A 21,444-nucleotide genomic window follows, 5' to 3' on the forward strand; every position below is an offset into this window, starting at 1 on the left:
AATCCAAGTGCGGTTTCAGACGGCCTGACTGATGAACTCGTTAACCTTACCGATCCAGCCCTTTTTCTTTCAGCCATGCAGCCGCCAGCGCAACCAGTTGGCGGTTGTTTTTTTCGCCCATCAGGAAATGTGAGTTGCCGCTGATGCCGATGTCGGGCAGGTGGACGAGGGTGGCGTCGCCGCCGTGGCGGTTGATGGCGGCCACAAATTGTTTCGCCATTTCCAGCTCGGTGCCCCATTTGTCTTCGCCGACGTGCTCGGAGCCGACCTTGATGTAGTCGCCGTAATACAGCACGATCGGCATGCGGGTGAGTTTCAGAAATTCTGCCATCGGCACGCCGAGGGCGGTGGCGCTGAGGGCGGCGAAGCGGGCTTGGGTAACGGCGGGCATTTCGCTGTCGGGGAAGATAAACGGGGTGCCGCCGGGTTCATAGGCGATGATGGCTTTAACGTTGTCGCTGCGCAAGGCGGTACGCCAGCCGATGGTGCCGCCCATGGAGTGGGTAACCAGCACGGCGCCGCCGGTTTGTTCGACCAGTTGCGCCAGCACATCGGCGTTCAAATCATTGTCCAGCGGGCCGGAGCCGATGGTCCAGCTTTGTTGGAATGCCTGATAATGAGCTTCGCCGCTCGGAAATTGGGCGTTGGCCACAGCTTCGCCTTGGGCGTTGTAATGCCCGATGCGCGAGAGCAGGTAGAGGGTTTTGTCGCCGTACATCGGGTTGGCTGCCCACGGCGTGTCGGGCGTAACCGCTTGGGTCGACAGATTGGCTTCGCCGCTGCGGGGCTGGTCGAGCAGATACACGCTGTAGCCTTGTTTCAGAAACAAGGTGTTGAAGCCGTCGCGCCCGTCGACGGTAGATTCCCACGTGCGCTTCGATTGTGCGCCGCCGTGCTGGAAAATCAGCGGATAAGGCTTGGCGTTGACCGGCGTTTGGTAGCTGACGTAGGCGAAATCGCCATAAGCCCGCTGGCCTTGCGGTGAAATGAAATGATCGGGGCTGAACGTGCCGGGGTGGGTGATGTAGCGCCCGCCCACGGTAAAGCTGCCTTGTTTGGCGAGATGAATCGCTTGCGGATCAAGCTGTTGGCAGCCCGCCAACGCCAGCGATAAGGCGGCGAGCAGCCAGGCGGATGTTTTGGCTTTCATGCGCTGTTCCTCTTGCGGCACCGGTGCTTAAGCGCCGATTTCGCGGCTGTCGCTGATCATAAAGTTGGCAATGCGTTTTGAAATCAGCCACTTGCCGTCTATTTTGCGGTAGCTGTCCTGATAGCGCACGCTGTGGCTGTGCAGCACCTGTTTGCCCTCTTGCTCGCCGACCAATTGCACCGCACAATAATTAATCGCATCGGCGCTGTCGCTGCTGTTAAATGTCACCGTGTGCTGGCCGTTCAAATGGTAAACACGCTCAAAACCCGCCAGAAAATCGGTAAACACTTTTTCAATCTCGCCCCGCCCGTGCATATCGGCAAATAATTCGCCGCCGATATAGGTGGTGACTTGCGCATCTTCGGTAAACAGCGGCATCTGCTCCGCCACCCGTTTTTCATCAGCCAAGTTGGAGAACGTGTCTACCAAATCTTTTAACGCTTGGCGCTCGATCAGTTGTTCTAAAGTCATTTTCTTTTCCTTTAATCGTGAAATCAATCGGTTGACAGCCCGTCACATAGCCGTCGATGGGATTTATCATAAGCAGAAACAGCCGGCTTGACTAGCGGGGCAATGCTCATAGAAATCATGAGGGAAATTCATGAATTGAATGGTTGCCTTAGGATTCTCTCGTGAAGAACAGGCCGTCTGAAACCGCACTTTGGCTTTCAGACGGCCTTTAACGATTGTTTTAATCAATCTGCTTATCAGCAAACGATTGGCTGTGTTTATCCTCATTCACAAACATAAGCGGACAGGCGGCATATGGTTTTCAGCCTGCCCGCTTGTCGGCTTGTATCGATAAAAAACCGCACTTTGGCTTTTCAGACGGCCTCAGCCTGCCGATGGCTGCGCCGCCTGCGCCCGATACCACGGCATTTGGGGGATTTGCTGCGCCAGAAAATCAATCCACACGGCGGTGCGGGCGGATAAGGTGCGGTGGCGGTAATACACGGCGTAGAGCGGTTGGGTAACGGTTTGCTGCTGCGCCGGCAACACCGGCACCAGCGTGCCGTTTTGGCGGTCTTGCCAGGTCATCAGCTCGGAAAGGCAGACGATGCCGTTGCCGGCGAGGGCAAGGTGGCGCAGGGTTTCGCCGCCGGAAGCCCGAATGGCGGGTTCGATCTCCAGCAGCCTGCCGTTGTGGTCGAGAAGCGGCCATTGGTTGAGCGAGGCGGGGCTGCGGAAGCCGAGCAATGCGTGGCGTGCCAAATCGGCGCTGGTTTGCGGCGTGCCGTGTTGCGCCAGATAGGCGGGCGCAGCCAGCACGCAGACGGCGGTGTGCCCGAGCAGACGGGCGTGCATGGCGGAATCTTGCAGGCGGCCGATGCGCAGGGCGACATCGGTGCGCGCTTCGATTAAGTCAATCAGGTTGTCGTTGCTGTCGAGCTCGATGTCGATCTGTGGATATTGGCGGCGGAATTCGTGCAGCAGCGGCGCGAGCACGTGCAGCATCACCGGCACCGACGTGTTCACCCGCAACAGGCCGCCGGCTTCGGCGCGCCGCATCGCCAACCGCTCTTCGGTCAGGTGTACTTCATCCAGTATCCGCCGCGCTTGTGCCAACAGCAGCCGCCCTTCATCGGAGAGCTGCATACGGCGGGTGCTGCGTTGCAACAGCGTCAGTTGCAGGTTGCCCTCCAGCCGTGCAAGCTGGCGGCTCACTGCCGACACGGGCAAATCAAGCCGTGCCGCTGCGCCGCTGAGCGAGCCGCTGTCGACAATCTGCACAAAGATATTCAAGGCGTCTAAATCCAGTTTCATGCTATTTTTGCGGTTTTTGTAAAAGTAATTTGCATATTACCGTGTTTTTTCGCAAAGATAAATGCGGCATGATGCCCTCTGTTGCATCTGAATCCGTCAAAGAGGAAAAAATCATGCCGCTTGCTTTGTTTGCATTAATGCTCGGTGCGTTTGCCATCGGCACCACCGAATTTGTGATTGTCGGGCTGCTGCCCACCATTGCCGCCGATTTGGGCGTTACCCTGCCTTCCGCCGGGCTGGCGGTGAGCCTGTATGCCTTGTCGGTTGCCGTCAGCGCGCCGCTGCTGACCGCCGCCACCGCCCGCTGGCCGCGCAAAAATGTGCTGCTGATGCTGATGGCCGTTTTTGTGGTCGGCAACCTGCTTGCCTGGCAGGCGACGGGCTTTGCCACTTTGCTGAGCGCCCGTGTGGTCACCGGGCTGGCGCACGGGGTGTTTTTCTCGATCGGCGCCACCATTGCCACTCAATTGGTCGCCAAAGAAAAAGCCGCCCAAGCGATTGCGATGATGTTTACCGGGCTGACCGTGGCGCTGGTTACCGGCGTGCCGCTGGGCACATTTATCGGCCAACATTTGGGCTGGCAAACCACGTTTTTAATCGTGTCGGCACTGGGCGTGGCGGCGTTTGCCGGCAGTCTGCTGTTTATCCCGCGCCAATTGCAGCAAAGCACCCCGCCCACCCGCAGGCAGCAGCTGGCGGTGCTGACTTCGCCGCGCCTGTGGCAGGTGTATGCGATGACCGTGATCGGCTACGGCGGCACTTTTGTGTTGTTTACCTTTCTGACGCCGATACTGCAACAGCTGGGCGGCTTCGGCAATAACGCCGTCAGCCTGATGCTGGTGGCTTACGGCACCGCCGTGGCAAGCGGCAACATTCTCGGCGCCAAGCTGGCCGACCGCAGCGGCGCACGCACGGCCTTGAAAATTTTGTTTGCCGCGCAGGTGTGGGTGTTGCTGTCGTTTATCCTCACCGCAACCCACCCCGCCGCCCTCGCCGTCAGCACCATCCTGCTCGGGCTGACCAGCTTCGCCACCGTGCCGCCGCTGCAACTGCTGGTGGTGCAGCAAGCGCAGCAAGACGCCCCGCAAGCGGTTGAAGTGGCCTCCGGTTTCAACATCGCCGCCTTCAATCTGGGCATCACCTTCGGCGCCGCCCTCGGCGGACAAATCGTAGCGCACAGCAGCCTGATCCACACCGCCTGGGCCGGCGCCCTGCTGCTGACCATCGCCGCACTGATGGCCGGCCACCGCCACAAAACCACCCCCACACCCACCCGCGCTTGAGCAGGCGGAAAGGCTCAATAGGCTTGACTAAGGAAAGGCCGTCTGAAAATGCACTGATACAAAGTGCAGTTTCAGACGGTCTCGTTTTTAGCCTATATTGTTATTTGCCTTACTACCGATTCAACACCTCGCGTGCGTGTTGGGCGGCGGTGGGGTTGGCTTGGGCGGCGAAGGTGTCGAGCATTCGTTCCAGTTGGGCTTGGCTCACGCCGAGGTTTTGGGTGTTGCGAAAATGGGAGGCGAGTTGTGCTTCGACGCCCGGGCCGAGTGAGGCGATGGTGGCGAGTACCACCAGCTCGCGGTCGACATAGCTGAGGGTGTCGCGGCTGAACAGGTAGCCGAACAGGTTGGCTTTGAGGGCGTAATCGATGCCTTCGCTGTCGAATAAGAGGCTGTTGCCGGCGGCGCGGCTGCCCATGTCGGTTAATGCTTGTATGCCTTTGTGGTAGTTGTTGCTCTGGTCGGCTTCGGTGGCGGCTTGGCTTGGTTTGCCCGGCGGGTCTTGAATGCCGTTGTCTGCCCGCTCTTTGAGCAGGTTGTTAAAGGTGGTCAGGCCGTTCAGGGCTCTGGGAAAGCCGGCGTAGGCGTGCAGGTGGGTGAAGATTTCGCGGATTTCGTTTACGCTTAAGCCTTGTGCCAAGCCGTTTTCAAGTGCGGTTTTCAGTTTGGCGGTGTTGCCCTCGGCGGTGAGGGCGGCAATCGGCACAATGGCGAGCTGGCGCGCGGTCAGTGGGGTGGTTTGTTGCACGCTGTGGTTTGCTTGGGCTTGGAAGGCGGTGAGGGTGGCGGGGTCGACGGCTTCCAGCCAGGTGGTTTGATTGCCGGCGGCATTGGGGCTGATGGTGATGTGCGCCATGCTGCGGTTGGGGGCGGCGCCGTGCCAGTGTTTGACATCCGGCGGAAACCACACGGCATCGCCTTTTTTCACGGCTTGAATCGGTTTGCCCCATTCTTGCACCAGCCCTTCGCCTGCGGTGATGATCAGGTATTGGCCGTTGCTGTGGCGGTGCCAGTGGTTGATGGTGCCGCTGTCGAATTCGACAATCGCCCAGCCGTCGGCGCTTTGGTCGACGGTGGGATAGCGGGCGAAACGGGCTTTGCCGCTGAAATAGGCGCTCGGCGCATCGGTGTATGGTAAGGCGGATTGCGGCAGGTGTTGCAGCTCGGCGGCGCCTTTGAAATCGGCGGCGAAGGCGCTGCCTGCCAGTGTTAGCCCTAGCCCCAATGTGGCGTGAAGTGCTTTTTTCATTTGCTCTCCTGATGGATTATAGGTTTTTGCCGTAAAAATCGTTGAGCTTGGTGCTGATTTGGCTGACGTATTCCGGTTTCCAATAGGTTTGGATATGGGTGGCGCCGGGGATCAGAAACAGCTCTTTATTGTTTGTGCCGGTGGCGTTTTTAAACACTTCTTCGGTCATATACAGGCTGTCGGCCTTGTCGCCCGCCATCATTAACAATGGCTGGTTGATCAGCTCGACTTGGGTGTTGGCATCAAATGCCATCAAATCCGCCAGGCTGCTGAGGGTGGAATGGGTTTGCGAATTGGGGTGGAAGTGGCTGCGGGCGTAATATTCGTAGCCTTCACGATACATTTCAAACGGCAGCGCGGCAATTTGCGCTTCGGTCATACCTGCGGCAAAAGAGGGGGTGTATTGCACTTCGCCGCCGGCGGCTTCTTGCGCACGGGCAGCGGCGGCTTGTGCCAAACGCGCTTGAATGCTGTCGGTTTGCGAACGCATAAAGCCGTTGCGGCGGGCGTCGCCGCTGTTGAACAGGCTTAGGGTGGCAACCGCTTTAAAGCGTTTATCCGCCTGTGCGGCTTTAATCGAATAACCGCCGCCGCCGCAAATGCCGAGCAGGCCGAGGCGGTCGGCGTCGGCGCCGGGATATCGGCTGACAAAGTCGGCGGCGGCGCGAATGTCTTCAATGCGGTTTTGCGGTTTGTCGACATAGCGCGGGCTGCCGCCGCTGCCGCCTTGATAAGCGGCGTCAAAGGCAATGGCGATGTAGCCTTGCTGCGCCAGATTCTGCGCATACAGCCCCGCCACTTGCTCTTTCACGCCGCCGTTGGGGTGCGCCACCACGATGGCGGGGTATTGTTTATTCGGGTCGTATTGCGCCGGCGTGTAGACATTCGCTGCAATATCAATGCCGTTGATGTGGTATTGCACCGGATGGATGTTGACTTTGCCCGCTTCGTTGCGGGTAATTGCGCCGCGATACACCAGCCCGAACGGGTTGGCTTGGGCGGTTTGGGTGGCGGCGGTGTTGTCCGCCGAGGTGTCGGCATAGCTGTTCATGGTGCTGAATCCTATTAATATGGCCAAGAAAGCGGGTTTGAGTATGCGGTTTTTCATTGTCTGCTCCGGGCTGTGTGTTTATCAGTGTTTATCTTAAACGGCTGAATCGTTCGGATAAACCGCCTTTTGCTGAATAAACTGTTTAGCCGTTTGAAACAATATGATTGAGGCCGTCTGAAACCGCACTTGGCTTGATCGTCGGCGCCACGGCGGCGGAAACCCTTTGCCATTTCGCCCGAAATGGTTAAGATGTAGCGGAATGAAGAAAGAAGTGATACAAGGCGAAGCAACGCCGCCGCACTTTTTGTTCATTTCACGATAAAGCCATCTTTGCCCGCCGCATCGCAAGACAGGGGAACATCATGCGCCATTTCAACGAGCTTCACGCCTTTATCACCGTTGCCCGAGCAGGCAGCTTCACCGCCGCCGCGCAACGGCTGGGCGTGTCGAAATCGGCGCTCAGCCAAACCATCGGCCATCTCGAAGGCCGCCTCAACCTGCGCCTGTTTAACCGCACCACCCGCAGCATTTCGCTCACCCCCGCCGGCGCGCAGTTGTTTGGCGAAACCGAACCGCACTTTGCCGCCATTCAAGACGGCATCGACAATTTGGGCAATTTCAAAGACACCCTCAGCGGCAGCATCCGCATCAACACCAGCGAGCTGGCCGCCAACTTGATTCTCTATCCCAAACTCAAACCGCTGCTGGCGCAATATCCTGAGCTGCATATCGATTTAGTGGTCGACAACCGCTGGGTCGACATTGTCGGGCAGGGCTTCGATATGGGCGTGCGGCTGGGCTATGCCGTGCACCAAGACATGATTGCGGTGCAAATATCCGCCGCCGCCAAAATGGTGGTAGTGGCCAGCCCCGACTACTTGCACGGCAAACCCGCCGTAGCGGACATCAGCGATTTGCTGCAACACCGCCTGATCGGCATGCGTTTTTCGTCCGACCATCAACAGACGGCGTGGGAGTTTAGCGTTAACAACCAAACCGTCGCCTTCCAGCCGCAAGCGCCATTTTCAGCCAACAACAACCTGCGCTACCAAGCCGTGCGCGACGGGCTGGGCATCGCCTGGCTGCCCGAAATGGCGGTAAAAAACGACCTCGACAGCGGCAGCCTGATCGAGCTCTTGGGCGAATACGCCATCGTTTACGAGCCGCTTTATCTGTATTACCCTAACCGCAAAGGCCACTTAAACATCTTCAAAATCGTGGTAGACGCGCTGCGTTGGCGCGATTGACCGTTTGAGGCCGTCTGAAAGACCTGAAAAAAGGAGAAGAACATGAAAAAACGCTTAGCCGCCATCACCTTAGCGCTGATCGGATTGGCGCTTCACCCCCTATCGGAGGCCAAAGACATGAAAGTCAAAATCACGCTCGACAACCACGTGCGCTACGCCACCCTCGCCGACAACCCCGCCGCCCAAAGCCTGTTTGCGCGCCTGCCGCTCAGCCTGCCGCTGAAAGATTACGCCGCCACCGAAAAAGTTGCCTACCCCAACTTCAAACTCAACACCAACCGCGCCCCCGCCCGCTACCGCGGCCGCCCCGGCGACATCACCTATTACGCCCCGTGGGGCAACCTGGCGCTGTTTTACCAACGCGGCCCCGAAGCCGCCGGCCTGATTTACCTCGGCCGCTTCGACAGCGACTACCAACCCCTGCTCAACGCCGGCCATATCAAAATCGAAGCCGCACATTAACCCTAACCGCACTGCTAAGGCCGTCTGAAAACCGTTTCACATCAAAAGTGCGGTTTCAGACGGCCTATGGGCTTCCAAGACGGATATGTGATACGCATTTTATCAAGTTGGCGTGTTATGATTTGCTGTAATAAATATACAGGTTTTTAAATAAGTATCGTCAAATCAGCAACTAACGACAACATGATGATGAAGAATGGTTTTTTGTGCTTTACCGCTTTGGCATTACAAAATCCGAAATCATCAACAATCTTAAAGGCGGATACCCATGGCAAACAGAATCTTAAAAGACATACGCTACTACGAAAGCACGCATCAGAATATTGAAGGGCAAAGCCTTCCCAACAATTTAGGCAAACTTTTCGTTCCGACCGGCGATACGCCCTACATCGGGCAACGCATCGCAAGAAAGTTGAACGAGCTGAAATACTCTTATGGGGAGTTTGACCATATCTATATCAACTTCACAACCTTCATTCAAGCGCATGAAATCATTGTTTCCGACAGGGATACTGATAGTAGAATCAAATAGATAGATTTGGCATTGATGCGGATAAATTAAACTCGCTTCAAGACATTGAAAAAGACCATTTTATAAAATCTTCAACTTTCAAAATATTAAGCCATATAAGCCAAGGTGAGAATTTGGCATTGGTGAAGCAGACTGAAAAATTGTTGGCTGAATTGGATACAGAAATCAAAATTCACTTCAAAACCAAGGAAACAAATTCGTACAAAGTGGTTATCTATTATCAAATAGCATCGATAAACGGCGGCACGCAAGCATTAATCGAGTATCACGACAAGAAAAACAATATTGGTAAAACAGCGAGCTATAAACTTCAACATGATGAAGATATTGATACGCAGGTCGACACCATAAGTGTCAAAGACGGCCTAATTATGTTGAAACTCAAAAAATCGTTTAGCGCCACACTCATCAATCAACGATACAACACACCGATAGTATTGAAAATTAGCGAACTCACAGAAATAAACTGCCATTAAATATACTGTATCTTGATGCCGTCTGAAAGCCTCACTTTTGATAATAAAAGTGCGGTTTCAGACGGCCTTAAACAGACAATCGACGCCCAAGTGCGGTCGGATGGGCGGTTATGGCTGTGGTGTTTGCAGTTCGGCAAGTAAAAAATTTGTTAACGCTTTAATTTTCATGATGCTTTTGCTGGCGGGCGGGTAAACCAGATAAATACCGTCGCGCTCTTTTGCGGTGTCGGGCATGAGTGTCCACTCGGGCAGAAGGCGAACGAGCCGGCCTTGGGCGAGCGGGGTGTCGATCAGCCAGTCGGGCAGGTGGGCGATGCCGATAGCGGCTAAGGCGTAGTTCAGCAGCAGCTCGGTGTGGTTGGTGCTCAGGCTGCCTTGCACTTGCACGGTTTGCGTGCCGTGGTGTGGGTGGCTGAACGACCATTTTGCCGCCGTATGATGAGGCGGCATGAAAACCAGACAATTGTGCTGCGGCAAATCGCTTGGTGCGGCCGGCGTGCCCCGCTGCACCAGATAGTCGGGGCTGGCGCACAACACGCGTTGCTGCGGGGCAAGGTATTTCGCCACCAGCCCGTCATCGCCGACCCGACCGACCCGAACGGCCAAATCATAGCGCCCTTCCGCCAAGTCAAAAAAATCATCGGCGGCATGGGCTTCCAGCCGGATATGCGGATAGCGGCGGGCAAATGCGGCCAACAGCGGCGCCAGCTTGGCATGGCCGTAAGCCGGCGGATAGGTAATGCGCAGTTTGCCCTGCAATTGCTCGGCTTCCTGCTTCAGCGAAAGGTTGGCGGCATGCAGCTCGTCTAAAACCGCGCGGGTTTGCTGCAAATAATGTATGCCGGCATTGGTTAGGGTGATGCGGCGGGTGGAGCGGTTTAACAGGCTCACGCCTAAGGTTTGCTCCAAGCGGTCGATTTGTCGTGCCACCGATGAAACGGCCAGATTAAGTTGGCGGGCGGTGGCGCTGAAATTGGCAGTTTCGGCAACGGAATGAAAAATGGTAAGTGCGGAAAAAAAGTCCATATCAGGTTTCTCTTTTGCGTAAAAGGCAAAGCTGTTTCGCTTTTATGGCATATTATCATTATTTTTAGGTGTAATATAATGGTGTCGAACGGATTTTTTAGTCATCGAAACCTTTACCGCAAAACCAAGGAGCGCAACATGTCAAAACGCATTGTATTTAATCAAACCGGCGATGCCGATGTATTAGAGATTATCGAACACACCGAGCCGGCACCGGCCGCAGGCGAAGTTCAAATCAAGGTGCACGCCATCGGCTTGAATCGGGCGGACATTATGTATCGCAACGGCGAAACCGGCGTGAAGGATTTTCCCGCCCGTTTGGGTTATGAAGCCAGCGGCGAAGTGGTGGCGGTGGGCGGCGGCGTGGCCGGATTTGCCGTGGGCGATCGGGTGGCGTCGATTCCGGCATTCAGCTTTGCCGACTATGCCGCTTACGGCGAAATCGTCAATCTGCCCGCCCGCGCACTGGTGAAAATGCCTGCCGGCCAGTCGTGGGTTGAAGCGGCGGCGAGCTGGATGCAATACATCACCGCATTCGGCGCACTGGTGGCATATGCCCGCTTGCAGGCGGGGGATTTTGTGATTATCAATGCCGCCTCCAGCAGCGTGGGTGTGGCAGCGATTCAAATCGCCAATATGGTGGGGGCGGTGCCGATTGCCGTCAGCCGCAGCGCCGCCAAAACGCAGGAATTGCTCGATGCAGGCGCTAAGCAGGTGATTGTTGCCGCCGAAGAAAACCTGAGCGAGCGGGTGCTCGCCATCACCGGCGGCAAGGGCGCCCGTGTGGCGTTTGATCCGGTCGGGGGCAAAGGCGCCACAGAGATTCTGAATGCCTTGTCTGACGAAGGGCAGTATTATCAATACGGCACTTTATCGGGCGAACCGCTCACCGTGCCGGCGTGGACGCTTATCGGCAAACGTCTGACTTTGCGCGGCTATGTGTTGTTTGACATCACGCAGAATGCGCAAAAGCTGGCGCAGGCCAAAGCCTTTATCACCCAAGGGTTGAGCGACGGCCGATTGAAACCGCTGATTGCCAAAGTGTTTGACTTTGATGATGTCCGCCAAGCACACCGCTTGATGGAGCAGGGCAGCCAAGTGGGCAAAATCGTGCTTCAAACCCATTTGCAACAATAAGCCAACGGCGTTGGCCCGACTCATTATCATCTTCCTATAAGAAGCCGTCTGAAACCGCACTTTGATGATGAAAGTGCGGTTTTCAGACGGCCTTGATGCTTCATTTAGCGCTTAATCTGCACATCCTGCCAGTTTTGCGTATTGCGGCGGATTTCGGGCGCAGCGCCGGCAAACACTTGTGCGGCTTCGCTGTCGTTCATCAGCGTATAGCGGAACCATGCCGTCATGTAGCCGTCGGGCAGATAGAGCAGTTCGCCATGGTCTGCATGGCTGCGCCGTGCCATCACGGTGAGGCCGTTGCCGGATATTCGGGCGTAATTGTCGCGCAGGGAGGTGAGCGGTGCAATGCCGCTGTCGGGGTCTTTGCCGTCGCCGCCGTCAAAAGGGCCTGTGCCGGCGTTCATAAAATACGGCACGTTTATTTTGCCTACGTTATACGGCCATTTCAGCGCTAAAGCCAAGGCATGTTTGGGGGTGCTGGCCGTGTAGAGCGCTTTGAACTGATGGCTGTTGGCGAAGTTGCCGACCGCATTAATAGCGCCGACACCGCCTTGCGAATGACCACTCACGCCGGCACGGTTGATGTCGAGCTTGCGGTAGAACAGGCTGTCGGGATGTTGATTTTGCTGCTGCAAAAAGGCCAAGCTTTGCGATGTAGACGAGCCGTCCCAACTGCTGGAGTCGTCGTTGCCGATGACCACAAAACCCCATGAGGCCAGATGGTTAAAAATGGCTTCATATTTGTAATATGCCACACCGGAGCCGTTGGCAAATACCACCACCGGATAAGTCTGCTTGCTGTGCGGCAGATCGGCGGGATACCAAACCTTGTATGTTTTAAAACGCTGCCGGCCGCCGGCAAAGGTTTGCGAGGCGGTATGAAAAGTGCCCGGCGCGGTGTATTTGCGCTCCAGCGGCATTCCGGTTTGCGTTTTCTGATAGTAGTCTGATGCGACCATCGCCGGCATCATGCGGTCTAGCGCCGAGCAGCCGGCTAAAGCGAGCAGCGTTAAAGCAGCCGCTAAGATCTTTTTCATGGGCTTTTCCTGATTAAAATATCGCGTGAAACTGTTTCAGACGGCCTGCGGCTTATCGGCGGTAATAGCGGTCTTCTTTATTCAACTGGCTGCCGATCACGCCGCCCAGCGCCGCACCGCCCAACGTTGCGCCCGAATCACCGCCGATCAGATGGCCGGCGGCACCGCCGATGACCGCACCGGCAACCATATTACGCTGTTGGCGGTCCAAGCTGCCGCACGCACTTAATGACAGAATGATGGCAAACACAGCCAATATTTTGAAAACAGTTTTCTTCATGATGTATCCTTACCGGTTGGCATATTGATGAAAAGTGTTACATCTGTAACAATGTATACGGTATGGTAATCAGCGATTCAAGCAAAGGCAATGCAAAATCGGCAAGCTGAAACAAAACGGGGAATATGTAACATGGCAAAAACGCTCAACACAGTGGTGAAAGAAAGCATCACCCAAGCCCTGCTGCGCCTGATGGAAACGCAGGATTTCTATGCCGTCAGTATTACCGACATCACTAAACTGGCAGGGGTGAGCCGCATTTCGTTTTACCGTAATTTCGACTCGAAAGAAGATGTGCTGATCAAACATCTGCAAACAGAAACCATGGCGGAATTGGCGGCAAACATCATCGAACCCACCACCCGCTATATTTTTATCGGGATTTTTCATGCCATCAACCGTGTCGGTGAGCTGGTAGATTTATTGTATGCCCGCAATCTGTCACACCTGTTTTTAGCATACATCCGCGCCTGCTGCGGCGCCCGCCCTGAATTGGACAACGAAACCGCACATCGGAATTCACTAATTATGGGCATTTGCTTTGGCGCATTAGATGAATGGATACGGCGCGGCCGTCAGGAAGACGTGGAAGAAATGGCGGCGTCGGTGCACCGGCTGTTGGATAAAATCGCAACGGAATGGGATACGCCCAAAGAAACGTAGCGCTGCTGTCAGGCCGTCTGAAAACCGTTTCGTATTAAAAGTGCGGTTTCAGACGGCCTGATGAAATTCCAAAATCATGTATAGCAACATGATTGAAAATAACAAATTTTGATTGATGTGTGAGATGCTGGCTTTAAAAGCTCTTTATGATTAATGCGCATGGAAAATCAGTTTTTAGTTATTTTTATGGTCACGGATTGAACTGTTTCTATATTTAGATATTTATTCAATGATATAATATTTATTTGTTAATTTAATTGTGCTATCTCAAATGAATGCCATAAGCATTATTATGTTAAAAAATGGTAGTTTGGGCTAATAGAGACATTACACAAAGGATAAAAACACTATGGCACAAAACGACACCAAAAAGAACGGTAATGGGGGCAATCTCGGTTTCGAGGCAGACCTTTTCAGGGCTGCCGACAAGCTGCGTGGCAATATGGAGCCAAGTGATTACAAGCATGTGGCACTTGGGCTCATCTTCTTAAAATATATCTCCGATGCTTTCGAGGCTAAGCACAATGCACTGCTTGCAGAAGACGTGCAGGCAGCCGAGGATAAGGACGAATATCTCGCCGACAACGTGTTCTGGGTGCCAAAAGAAGCGCGCTGGTCACATCTGCAAGCCAACGCTAAATTACCCGCCATCGGAACATTGATTGATGATGCAATGCGTGCCATTGAGAAGGATAACGAGTCGCTCAAGGGCGTTTTACCCAAAGATTACGCCCGCCCTGCACTTAACAAGGTGATGCTGGGTGAACTCATCGACCTGATATCGGGTATTACTTTGAACGAAGAAGGCGACCACTCAAAAGACATACTTGGGCGGGTATATGAATATTTTCTCGGTCAGTTTGCAGGTGCTGAAGGCAAACGTGGCGGTGAATTCTACACCCCGCGCTCAGTGGTGCGTGTACTGGTTGCAATGCTTGAACCTTACTCTGGTCGCATCTATGACCCGTGCTGTGGCTCCGGCGGGATGTTTGTGCAGTCGGAAAAGTTCGTACAGGAGCACGGTGGACGCATCGGCGACATTGCCATCTACGGGCAGGAATCGAACTACACCACATGGCGACTGGCAAAAATGAATCTGGCTGTGCGGGGTATTGACTCTGATATTCGCTGGAATAATGAAGGAAGCTTTCATAAAGACGAACTGCGGGATTTAAAGGCAGACTACATCCTCGCCAATCCCCCATTCAATATCTCCGACTGGGGCGGCGACCGCCTGCGCGACGACGTGCGCTGGAAGTTCGGCGCACCGCCCGTGGGCAATGCCAACTACGCGTGGCTGCAACACATCCACCACCACCTCGCACCCAACGGCACGGCCGGTGTGGTACTGGCCAATGGATCGATGAGTTCCAACCAATCCGGCGAAGGCGAGATCCGCAAGGCGATGCTCGAAGCCGACGCGGTGGATTGCATGGTGGCACTGCCGGGTCAGCTCTTCTACTCCACGCAAATACCAGCGTGCCTGTGGTTTCTGGCCCGCAACAAAAATCCCGGCAAAGGCTGGCGTGACCGGCGCGGGCACGTCCTGTTTATCGATGCCCGCAAGCTGGGCGTGCTCATCGACCGTACCCGACGCGAATTGAGCGACGCCGATATTCACCGCATCGCCACCACCTACCACGCCTGGCGCGGTGAGCAAGGCGCGGGCGAATACGCCGACGTGGCCGGTTTTTGCAAATCCGCCTCACTGGCAGACATCCACAAACACGGCCATGTACTCACACCGGGGCGCTACGTCGGCGCGGCCGCCGTGGAAGACGACGGCGAGCCTTTCGCCGAAAAAATGGCGCGGCTCTCGGCGCAGTGGCGCGGGCAACGCGCGCAAGCGGCCAAGCTGGATGCGGCGATTGAGGCCAACCTGAAGGAGCTTGGGTATGGGGAGTGAGTGGACAGAAGAGCGGTTCGGCAGTCTCGTTCGATTCATTTCAGATAAATCACAGGCCAAAGACGCAAGTATTGACACCTACATATCCACTGAGAACATGATGGTGGATTTTGGAGGGATTGCACCTGCGTCTGCGCTTCCACTTACTGGCAGCGTTACCAAGTTCAAGGTTGGCGACACGCTTTTTTCAAACATCCGTACTTACTTCAAAAAAGTATGGCACGCGCGATTTGATGGATGCTGCTCGAACGACGTGTTGGTGTTTCGACCCGTAAATAAAGGTGCGCTGGCGCAGGACTACTTGCATCAGATATGTCGATGGGAAAAATTTACCGAACTGAGTATCCGAACATCAAAAGGCGCAAAGATGCCGCGTGGTGACAAGGGCGCCTTGGCAGATTTTAAATTTCGGCTCCCTCCCATCGACGAACAACGCGCCATCGCCCACATCCTCGGCACGCTGGACGACAGGATCGAACTCAACCGCAGGCAGAATGAAACGCTGGAGGCCATGGCCCAGGCGCTGTTCAAGGCGTGGTTTGTTGATTTTGAGCCTGTACGAGCCAAAATGTCGGGCCGCTGGCAGCGAGGGCAATCATTGCCCGGCATGCCCGCACATCTTTACGACCTGTTCCCCGAACGGCTGGTAGCGTCGGAATTAGGAGAGATTCCGGAAGGGTGGCGTTATTCGACGATTGGTGAAGAAGTCACGGTCTGTGGCGGCTCTACGCCCAGCACGAAAGAATCGGATTTTTGGGAAGGTGGGCAACACTGCTGGGCAACGCCCAAAGACCTGTCTGCCCTGAGGTTTCCTGTTTTGCTAGACACGAATCGAAAGATTACGGATGCTGGTCTTGCAAAGATCAGTTCTGGGCTCTTGCCAGTCGGCACGGTGTTGCTCTCTTCACGGGCACCAATTGGCTATTTGGCGATTGCCGAAGTTCCGACAGCGATCAACCAAGGCTTCATCGCCATGAAATGTGATGGCGCTCTGCCAAATGTCTTCGTGTTGCCGTGGTGTAGGGAAAGCATGGATGCCATCGTCGGCAACGCTAATGGTTCGACTTTCCAAGAAATCAGTAAAAGCAACTTCCGACCACTTCGTATCGTAGTTCCTTCCGACCCGGTGCTGACAAGTTTCACCAGGTCAGCAGGGTCTCTTTATCGACAACTGGCGGAAAACGAACGTGAGTCCCGCTCCCTCGCCCAACTGCGCGACACCCTGCTGCCTAAGCTTATTTCTGGCGAGTTACGCGTGCCGGATGTCGAGCGCATTTTGGGAGAGACGTAAGCATGACAAACACACGTCAGAAGATTGATCTTTACATCCTATCTCTGGGTTTATTGTTTATCTTCTTTTTCATTATTTCGGTGGAGCCTCCAACGTCCTTTTTTTTTGAGGAGTTCGAGAGCTGGGAAAATCTCGTAATGAATAACCCTCTCCCCGTGATTTCAATATTCGGCCTGCTTTATTGTCTGTTTGCATATCTTCGATTTGACTTCGATTTGAAAGGCGCGAACGAAATACCTTTCGAAGTAAAGAAGCTGGAAAATATTAACTACGAGCATCTGACGTTTCTTGCCACCTATGTAGTGCCACTGATCAGCTTCGATTTTGACAGTGGCCGACAACTGATTGTGCTGGCGCTTCTGCTTGTAGTGATGGGGATAATCTATATCAAGACGGATTTGTTTTATGCCAATCCGTCCCTAGCGCTTCTTGGTTTCCACATATACCGTGCCAGCGGTCATTTCAAGAACGGTGAGAGGGAAGGAATTACATTGATTTGTCGTGAGCGGTTGGTGGAGAACCAGAGGGTTTCGTACATAAAGTTGGATGAAAAAATTTACTATGTAAGGAGTGTCAAGTGACTACAGATGAACTTAAAGAGGCTTTGCGGGCCTACTACGACGATCAAGGCAATATCGGCGTTTGTGTGTATGCGCTGATGAAAGATGCAAAGAATCCAGGCCCCTTCAAACTGGACATTGAAGCCGATGCAGAGGCTGGACTCAAAGCCTTATTCATGCAAAGTCTGCAGGATGAAATTTTAAGTCGAGATGAACTTTCAGTCCTTAACTTATCCAGTGCAGATGAGCGTGTCAATGCCATCTATATTTACGATCTCGACATTCCCGAAGAACTGGCCTCTTTTGAAAAAGAGATAGCACAAGATAATCTGCCTGCACTGGATTTAAATAAAAGAAGTCTGTCGTCTATCAAGGCGCTTCTCATCGAAATTGGCAATAATACTGGTCAGTTAGTTTTGTACAAGACGATGGCTCCTGTCAATATATTTGGTCGCTCAAGTTTTTTCCTTCGAAAGCATAAAAGTCGCCTCGAAAAGCTGAATGACGAATTTCTGCGTGTCAGTGCTGGCTTCCAAATGATGAGGATTAACGAAACCGTGCTGGTGCTGAATCTTGAGGCACTGGAACGCAACTTCGGGTTTCACGATGTGATCAAAAAGGAGGCCGAACTTGGCATTGATGCCATCGTCTCGGCAGAATTGCTGACTAATCCAGATGTCTTGCAAGAACTGATTGATGATGTGAAATATGCCCGCCGATTTACCAAGGTTGCAAAAGCATCGCCTGTGCTTAAAGCGGGGGTGTCAGGAGAAAGCATCGTCCAGTTCTGCAAGACATTTCCCAATCTTGTTGGCCGCATCAAATTCAATGAAGAGAACAACAAGGTGTTTCTCGATACCAAGGTATCCAAGGATTTGTTCATCAAGGTTTTGATGGACGATTTTCTCACCTCTGAACTCACCGAATTCCACTACGCCAGTGTCGCAAAAGATGCGGTGGAACCAGGTGTCGAGGGGACTGGCCAATGACGTTTCTACCGGAAGCCGCCGTAGAGCTGGCACTGCTGACACAATTGCAAGAGTTAGGCTACAACGTCGAACGTGAGGAGGATATCGGCCCTGATGGATATCGACCAGCGCGTGAGAGTTACAGTGAGGTTATACTCAAACAACGCTTTGAAGATGCCGTTGCACGTCTGAACCCTAGCCTTCCGCTAGAGGCGCGTCAAGATGCCGTGCGGCAGGTGATGCAGTCCGAGTTGCCATCGCTGCTTGAAGAGAACCGCCGCCTGCATAAGCTGATGACCGAAGGCGTGGACGTTGAATATTACGCCGACGACGGCACGCTGACAGCAGGCAAGGTCGCGCTGATCGACTTTGAGCGGCCAGAACAGAACGACTGGTTGGCAGTGAGCCAGTTTGTGGTGATTTCCGGGCAGTACAACCGCCGTCCTGACGTGGTGGCGTTTGTAAATGGCTTACCTCTGGCTGTCATCGAGCTGAAAGCACCGGGCAGCGCGGGTGCACATCTGCTGGGTGCATTCAACCAGCTTCAGACCTATAAGAAGCAGATTCCAGCATTATTTAGCACCAACGCATTACTGGTGACTTCAGACGGCATCTGTGCCCGTATGGGGTCACTTTCGGCAGATTTTGAACGCTTTATGCCGTGGCGCACCACAGACGGAACGGATGTTGCTCCAAAAGGGGCGCCGGAACTCTCTACATTGATTGAAGGTGTCTTTGAGCATCGCCGCCTGCTTGATCTTTTGCACCACTTCACGGTGTTCGGCGAAACTGATTCGGGGCTGGCTAAGATCATTGCGGGCTATCACCAGTTTCACGCGGTGCGGCGCGCGGTGGCGTCCACCGTTCGTGCATCCGCCCCGTGGGATGGCGTGCGCGAAGAGCCCGCCAGTTACGGCCTGCCCAGTGTGAAAACGCAGGCCCAAGGTGACAAGCGCGCGGGGGTGATCTGGCACACGCAAGGTTCTGGCAAAAGCCTACTGATGGCATTTTATGCGGGGCAACTCGTTAAGCATCCCGCAATGGCTAATCCGACGCTGGTGGTGTTGACCGACCGCAACGACCTTGATGATCAGCTCTTCTCTACCTTCTCGATGTGCCAAGATCTGATACGGCAGACGCCGGTGCAAGCCGAGAGCCGGCAAGATTTACAAAATGTGTTAAATCGAGCATCGGGTGGTGTGATTTTCACCACCTTGCAGAAATTTGTTGAGGTTGCACAGCCACTTACCACGCGCCGCAACGTAGTCGTTATCGCCGATGAAGCGCACCGCAGTCAATACGGCTTCAAGGCCAAGGTGGATACGAAAACCGGTGAAATCTCTTACGGCTTTGCCAAATACATGCGCGATGCACTGCCGAATGCATCCTTCATCGGCTTCACCGGCACGCCCATCGAGGCGGACGATGTCAATACCCCGGCGGTGTTTGGCCACTACATTGATGTGTATGACATCAGCCGCGCAGTGGAAGATGGTGCGACTGTGCCGATCTATTACGAATCGCGGCTGGCGCGCATCGAACTTGATGAGGCAGAGAAGTCAAAGATCGACGCCGAGGTCAACGCATTGACTGAAGGCGATGAAGAAGCCGAGCAGGAGCGTTTAAAGCAGAAGGGGTCAACGGTGGAGGCTTTGGTGGGTAGTGATAAGCGCCTCGCTCTCGTGGCCAAGGACATGGCCGCCCACTTTGAGGATCGCGTGGCAGCCCTCGACGGCAAGGCGATGGTGGTGTGTATGAGCCGCCACATCTGCGTCAAACTCTACGACGAAATCGTCAAGTTGCGCCCGGATTGGCACAGCACTGATGATAACGCGGGCGCAGTCAAAATTGTGATGACGGGTGCAGCGAGCGACCCACAGGAATGGCAGCTGCATATCGGCAACAAAGCCCGGCGTGATTTGCTGGCCAAGCGTGCCCGCGATCCAAAAGACTCGCTCAAGCTGGTGATTGTGTGTGATATGTGGCTGACCGGCTTTGATGCGCCGTGTATGCACACGATGTACGTCGACAAGCCGATGCAAGGGCACGGGTTGATGCAGGCCATTGCCCGCGTGAACCGTGTGTTCCGCGACAAGCCTGCAGGGCTGATCGTAGACTACATCGGCATTGCGCAAAACCTGAAGTCAGCTCTACAGCAGTATTCCAAGAACGACCAGGAAAATACGGGCGTTGACGAAGCACAGGCCACCGCGGTAATGATGGAGAAATACGAAATCGTGCGAGACATGTATCACGGTTTTGATTACACCCATGCAATGAATGGTACCCCGCAGGAGCGGCTAGCGATGATGGCGGGGGCTATCGAGTGGATTCTCGATATACAACAAAAGCTGGCAGAGAAAGAGAAGACAAAGGAAGGTAAGAAAAATGCTCACCGCCGATACCAAGATGCCGTGCTGGCCTTGTCCAAGGCATTTGCTCTGGCATCTGCTTCTGACGAAGCCCGCGAAATTCGAGAGGAAGTCGGCTTCTTCCAGGCGATTCGTGCCGCATTGATCAAGAGCAGCACTGGCTCTGGTGTAACTTCGCAAGAACGAGAACTGGCCATTCAACAAATCGTCAGCCGTGCGGTGGTTTCAACAGAGATTGTGGATATTTTGGCTGCTGCGGGCATCAAAAGCCCGGATATATCCATCCTCTCGGATGAGTTCCTTGCCGAAGTTCAGCAGATGGAGAAAAAGAACCTTGCATTGGAAGCCTTGCGCAAGCTGATCAACGACGGCATTCGTTCACGTAGCAAGGCCAATGTGGTGCAGACCAAAGCGTTCTCGGAGCGATTGGAAGACTCAGTGGCACGCTACCACGCCAACGCCATTACCACTGCTGAGGTGTTACAAGAATTGATTAACCTAGCCAAAGATATCCGTACAGCTCGTCAACGTGGCGAGGAAGCCGGGCTGTCGGATGAAGAGATTGCTTTTTATGATGCCTTGGCAGAAAACGAAAGTGCGGTGCAGATGATGGGCGATGACAAACTCAAGCTGATTGCTCATGAATTATTGATAAGCTTGCGAGAAAATGTATCCGTTGACTGGGCGCACCGTGAGTCTGCCCGGGCCCGCATGCGGGTATTGGTAAAACGTATTCTTCGCAAATACGGCTACCCGCCCGACCTTCAGAGCATGGCAGTGCAAACAGTATTGCAGCAAGCCGAGGCATTATCTTCAGTGTGGGTTAGCTGATATTGATTTGATATTTAGCCAAAAAATTTTGCTTCTTCAAACTATAACCAGCCTAAAGTGCGGTTTCAGACGGCCTGATCGCTGTTCCCCGCCATCACTTCCCGCAGCCAGCGTTGTATGGGGTGGTGGCGTTGGTGCCAGACGAGCATTTGTCGCCGA

The 21,444-nt window shown here is 54.2% G+C and carries 20 protein-coding genes; 12 read left to right on the forward strand and 8 right to left on the reverse strand.

Features of this window, described 5'->3' with window-relative positions:
• Window positions 1-46: 46 nt before the first annotated feature.
• The 3 genes from OA57_RS08035 to OA57_RS08045 form a co-directional block, all read right to left on the reverse strand.
• Window positions 47-1,150, reverse strand: a complete 1,104-nt coding sequence (locus tag OA57_RS08035; RefSeq protein WP_034616085.1) for an alpha/beta hydrolase — start codon at window positions 1,148-1,150, stop codon at window positions 47-49.
• 27 nt (window positions 1,151-1,177) lie between these two features.
• On the reverse strand, window positions 1,178-1,621 hold the full coding sequence (locus OA57_RS08040; RefSeq protein WP_034616088.1) for a nuclear transport factor 2 family protein: 444 nt from the start codon (window positions 1,619-1,621) through the stop codon (window positions 1,178-1,180).
• Between the two features lie 363 nt (window positions 1,622-1,984).
• On the reverse strand, window positions 1,985-2,914 hold the full coding sequence (locus OA57_RS08045) for a LysR family transcriptional regulator (protein WP_034616092.1): 930 nt from the start codon (window positions 2,912-2,914) through the stop codon (window positions 1,985-1,987).
• A 113-nt stretch (window positions 2,915-3,027) separates the two neighbouring features.
• On the opposite strand from OA57_RS08045, the gene OA57_RS08050 reads away from it, so the two are divergent.
• On the forward strand, window positions 3,028-4,197 hold the full coding sequence (locus OA57_RS08050) for an MFS transporter (protein WP_034616438.1): 1,170 nt from the start codon (window positions 3,028-3,030) through the stop codon (window positions 4,195-4,197).
• Window positions 4,198-4,309: 112 nt separating this feature from the next.
• On the opposite strand, the gene OA57_RS08055 is transcribed toward OA57_RS08050, so the two are convergent.
• On the reverse strand, window positions 4,310-5,422 hold the full coding sequence (locus OA57_RS08055) for a cupin domain-containing carboxymuconolactone decarboxylase family protein (RefSeq protein WP_161788343.1): 1,113 nt from the start codon (window positions 5,420-5,422) through the stop codon (window positions 4,310-4,312).
• A gap of 40 nt (window positions 5,423-5,462) precedes the next feature.
• Window positions 5,463-6,554, reverse strand: a complete 1,092-nt coding sequence (locus OA57_RS08060; RefSeq protein ID WP_084589901.1) for an alpha/beta hydrolase — start codon at window positions 6,552-6,554, stop codon at window positions 5,463-5,465.
• 305 nt (window positions 6,555-6,859) lie between these two features.
• On the opposite strand from OA57_RS08060, the gene OA57_RS08070 reads away from it, so the two are divergent.
• From OA57_RS08070 to OA57_RS08085, 4 genes are all read left to right on the forward strand, one after another.
• Window positions 6,860-7,744, forward strand: a complete 885-nt coding sequence (locus tag OA57_RS08070; protein WP_034616100.1) for a LysR family transcriptional regulator — start codon at window positions 6,860-6,862, stop codon at window positions 7,742-7,744.
• 42 nt (window positions 7,745-7,786) lie between these two features.
• Complete coding sequence (locus OA57_RS08075) at window positions 7,787-8,206, forward strand: cyclophilin-like fold protein (RefSeq protein WP_235424658.1); 420 nt, start codon at window positions 7,787-7,789, stop codon at window positions 8,204-8,206.
• A gap of 268 nt (window positions 8,207-8,474) precedes the next feature.
• Window positions 8,475-8,738 carry a hypothetical protein gene (locus OA57_RS08080; RefSeq protein ID WP_034616104.1) on the forward strand — a complete coding sequence of 88 codons (264 nt, stop codon included), beginning with the start codon at window positions 8,475-8,477 and terminating at the stop codon, window positions 8,736-8,738.
• A 113-nt stretch (window positions 8,739-8,851) separates the two neighbouring features.
• Complete coding sequence (locus OA57_RS08085; protein ID WP_034616106.1) at window positions 8,852-9,214, forward strand: hypothetical protein; 363 nt, start codon at window positions 8,852-8,854, stop codon at window positions 9,212-9,214.
• 108 nt (window positions 9,215-9,322) lie between these two features.
• On the opposite strand, the gene OA57_RS08090 is transcribed toward OA57_RS08085, so the two are convergent.
• Entirely contained in the window at window positions 9,323-10,240 is a 918-nt protein-coding gene (locus tag OA57_RS08090) for a LysR family transcriptional regulator (protein ID WP_034616110.1), read from the reverse strand.
• 138 nt (window positions 10,241-10,378) lie between these two features.
• Here OA57_RS08090 and OA57_RS08095 point away from each other — a divergent pair, with 138 nt between their 5' ends.
• On the forward strand, window positions 10,379-11,377 hold the full coding sequence (locus OA57_RS08095; RefSeq protein WP_034616113.1) for a zinc-dependent alcohol dehydrogenase family protein: 999 nt from the start codon (window positions 10,379-10,381) through the stop codon (window positions 11,375-11,377).
• Window positions 11,378-11,481: 104 nt separating this feature from the next.
• Here the strand turns inward: OA57_RS08095 and OA57_RS08100 are convergent, their stop codons facing one another.
• Window positions 11,482-12,414, reverse strand: a complete 933-nt coding sequence (locus tag OA57_RS08100; protein WP_052122439.1) for a poly(ethylene terephthalate) hydrolase family protein — start codon at window positions 12,412-12,414, stop codon at window positions 11,482-11,484.
• A 52-nt stretch (window positions 12,415-12,466) separates the two neighbouring features.
• A complete protein-coding gene (locus tag OA57_RS08105) occupies window positions 12,467-12,694 on the reverse strand; it encodes a glycine zipper 2TM domain-containing protein (RefSeq protein ID WP_034616115.1) in 228 nt (75 codons plus the stop codon).
• Window positions 12,695-12,826: 132 nt separating this feature from the next.
• Here OA57_RS08105 and OA57_RS08110 point away from each other — a divergent pair, with 132 nt between their 5' ends.
• The 6 genes from OA57_RS08110 to OA57_RS08135 all read left to right on the forward strand — a co-directional run bounded on the left by OA57_RS08110 (window position 12,827) and on the right by OA57_RS08135 (window position 21,285).
• Window positions 12,827-13,357: a TetR/AcrR family transcriptional regulator gene (locus tag OA57_RS08110; protein WP_052122440.1), complete on the forward strand. Its 531-nt coding sequence runs from the start codon at window positions 12,827-12,829 to the stop codon at window positions 13,355-13,357.
• A gap of 349 nt (window positions 13,358-13,706) precedes the next feature.
• Window positions 13,707-15,263 carry a class I SAM-dependent DNA methyltransferase gene (locus tag OA57_RS08115; protein WP_034616117.1) on the forward strand — a complete coding sequence of 519 codons (1,557 nt, stop codon included), beginning with the start codon at window positions 13,707-13,709 and terminating at the stop codon, window positions 15,261-15,263.
• On the forward strand, window positions 15,253-16,554 hold the full coding sequence (locus tag OA57_RS08120; protein ID WP_034616119.1) for a restriction endonuclease subunit S: 1,302 nt from the start codon (window positions 15,253-15,255) through the stop codon (window positions 16,552-16,554). The genes OA57_RS08115 and OA57_RS08120 overlap by 11 nt, the downstream gene beginning before the upstream one ends.
• A gap of 2 nt (window positions 16,555-16,556) precedes the next feature.
• Complete coding sequence (gene kwaA, locus OA57_RS08125; protein WP_034616122.1) at window positions 16,557-17,135, forward strand: anti-phage protein KwaA; 579 nt, start codon at window positions 16,557-16,559, stop codon at window positions 17,133-17,135.
• Window positions 17,132-18,103 (forward strand): anti-phage protein KwaB, encoded by a 972-nt coding sequence (kwaB, locus tag OA57_RS08130; RefSeq protein ID WP_034616125.1) that lies wholly within the window; start codon window positions 17,132-17,134, stop codon window positions 18,101-18,103. The genes kwaA and kwaB overlap by 4 nt, the downstream gene beginning before the upstream one ends.
• The gene (locus OA57_RS08135) at window positions 18,100-21,285 is read left to right on the forward strand and encodes a type I restriction endonuclease subunit R (protein WP_034616128.1); all 3,186 of its coding nucleotides are present in this window, start codon (window positions 18,100-18,102) and stop codon (window positions 21,283-21,285) included. The genes kwaB and OA57_RS08135 overlap by 4 nt, the downstream gene beginning before the upstream one ends.
• Window positions 21,286-21,444 lie beyond the last annotated feature (159 nt).

Source organism: Chelonobacter oris (assembly GCF_000772535.1).
Lineage (GTDB): Bacteria > Pseudomonadota > Gammaproteobacteria > Enterobacterales > Pasteurellaceae > Chelonobacter > Chelonobacter oris.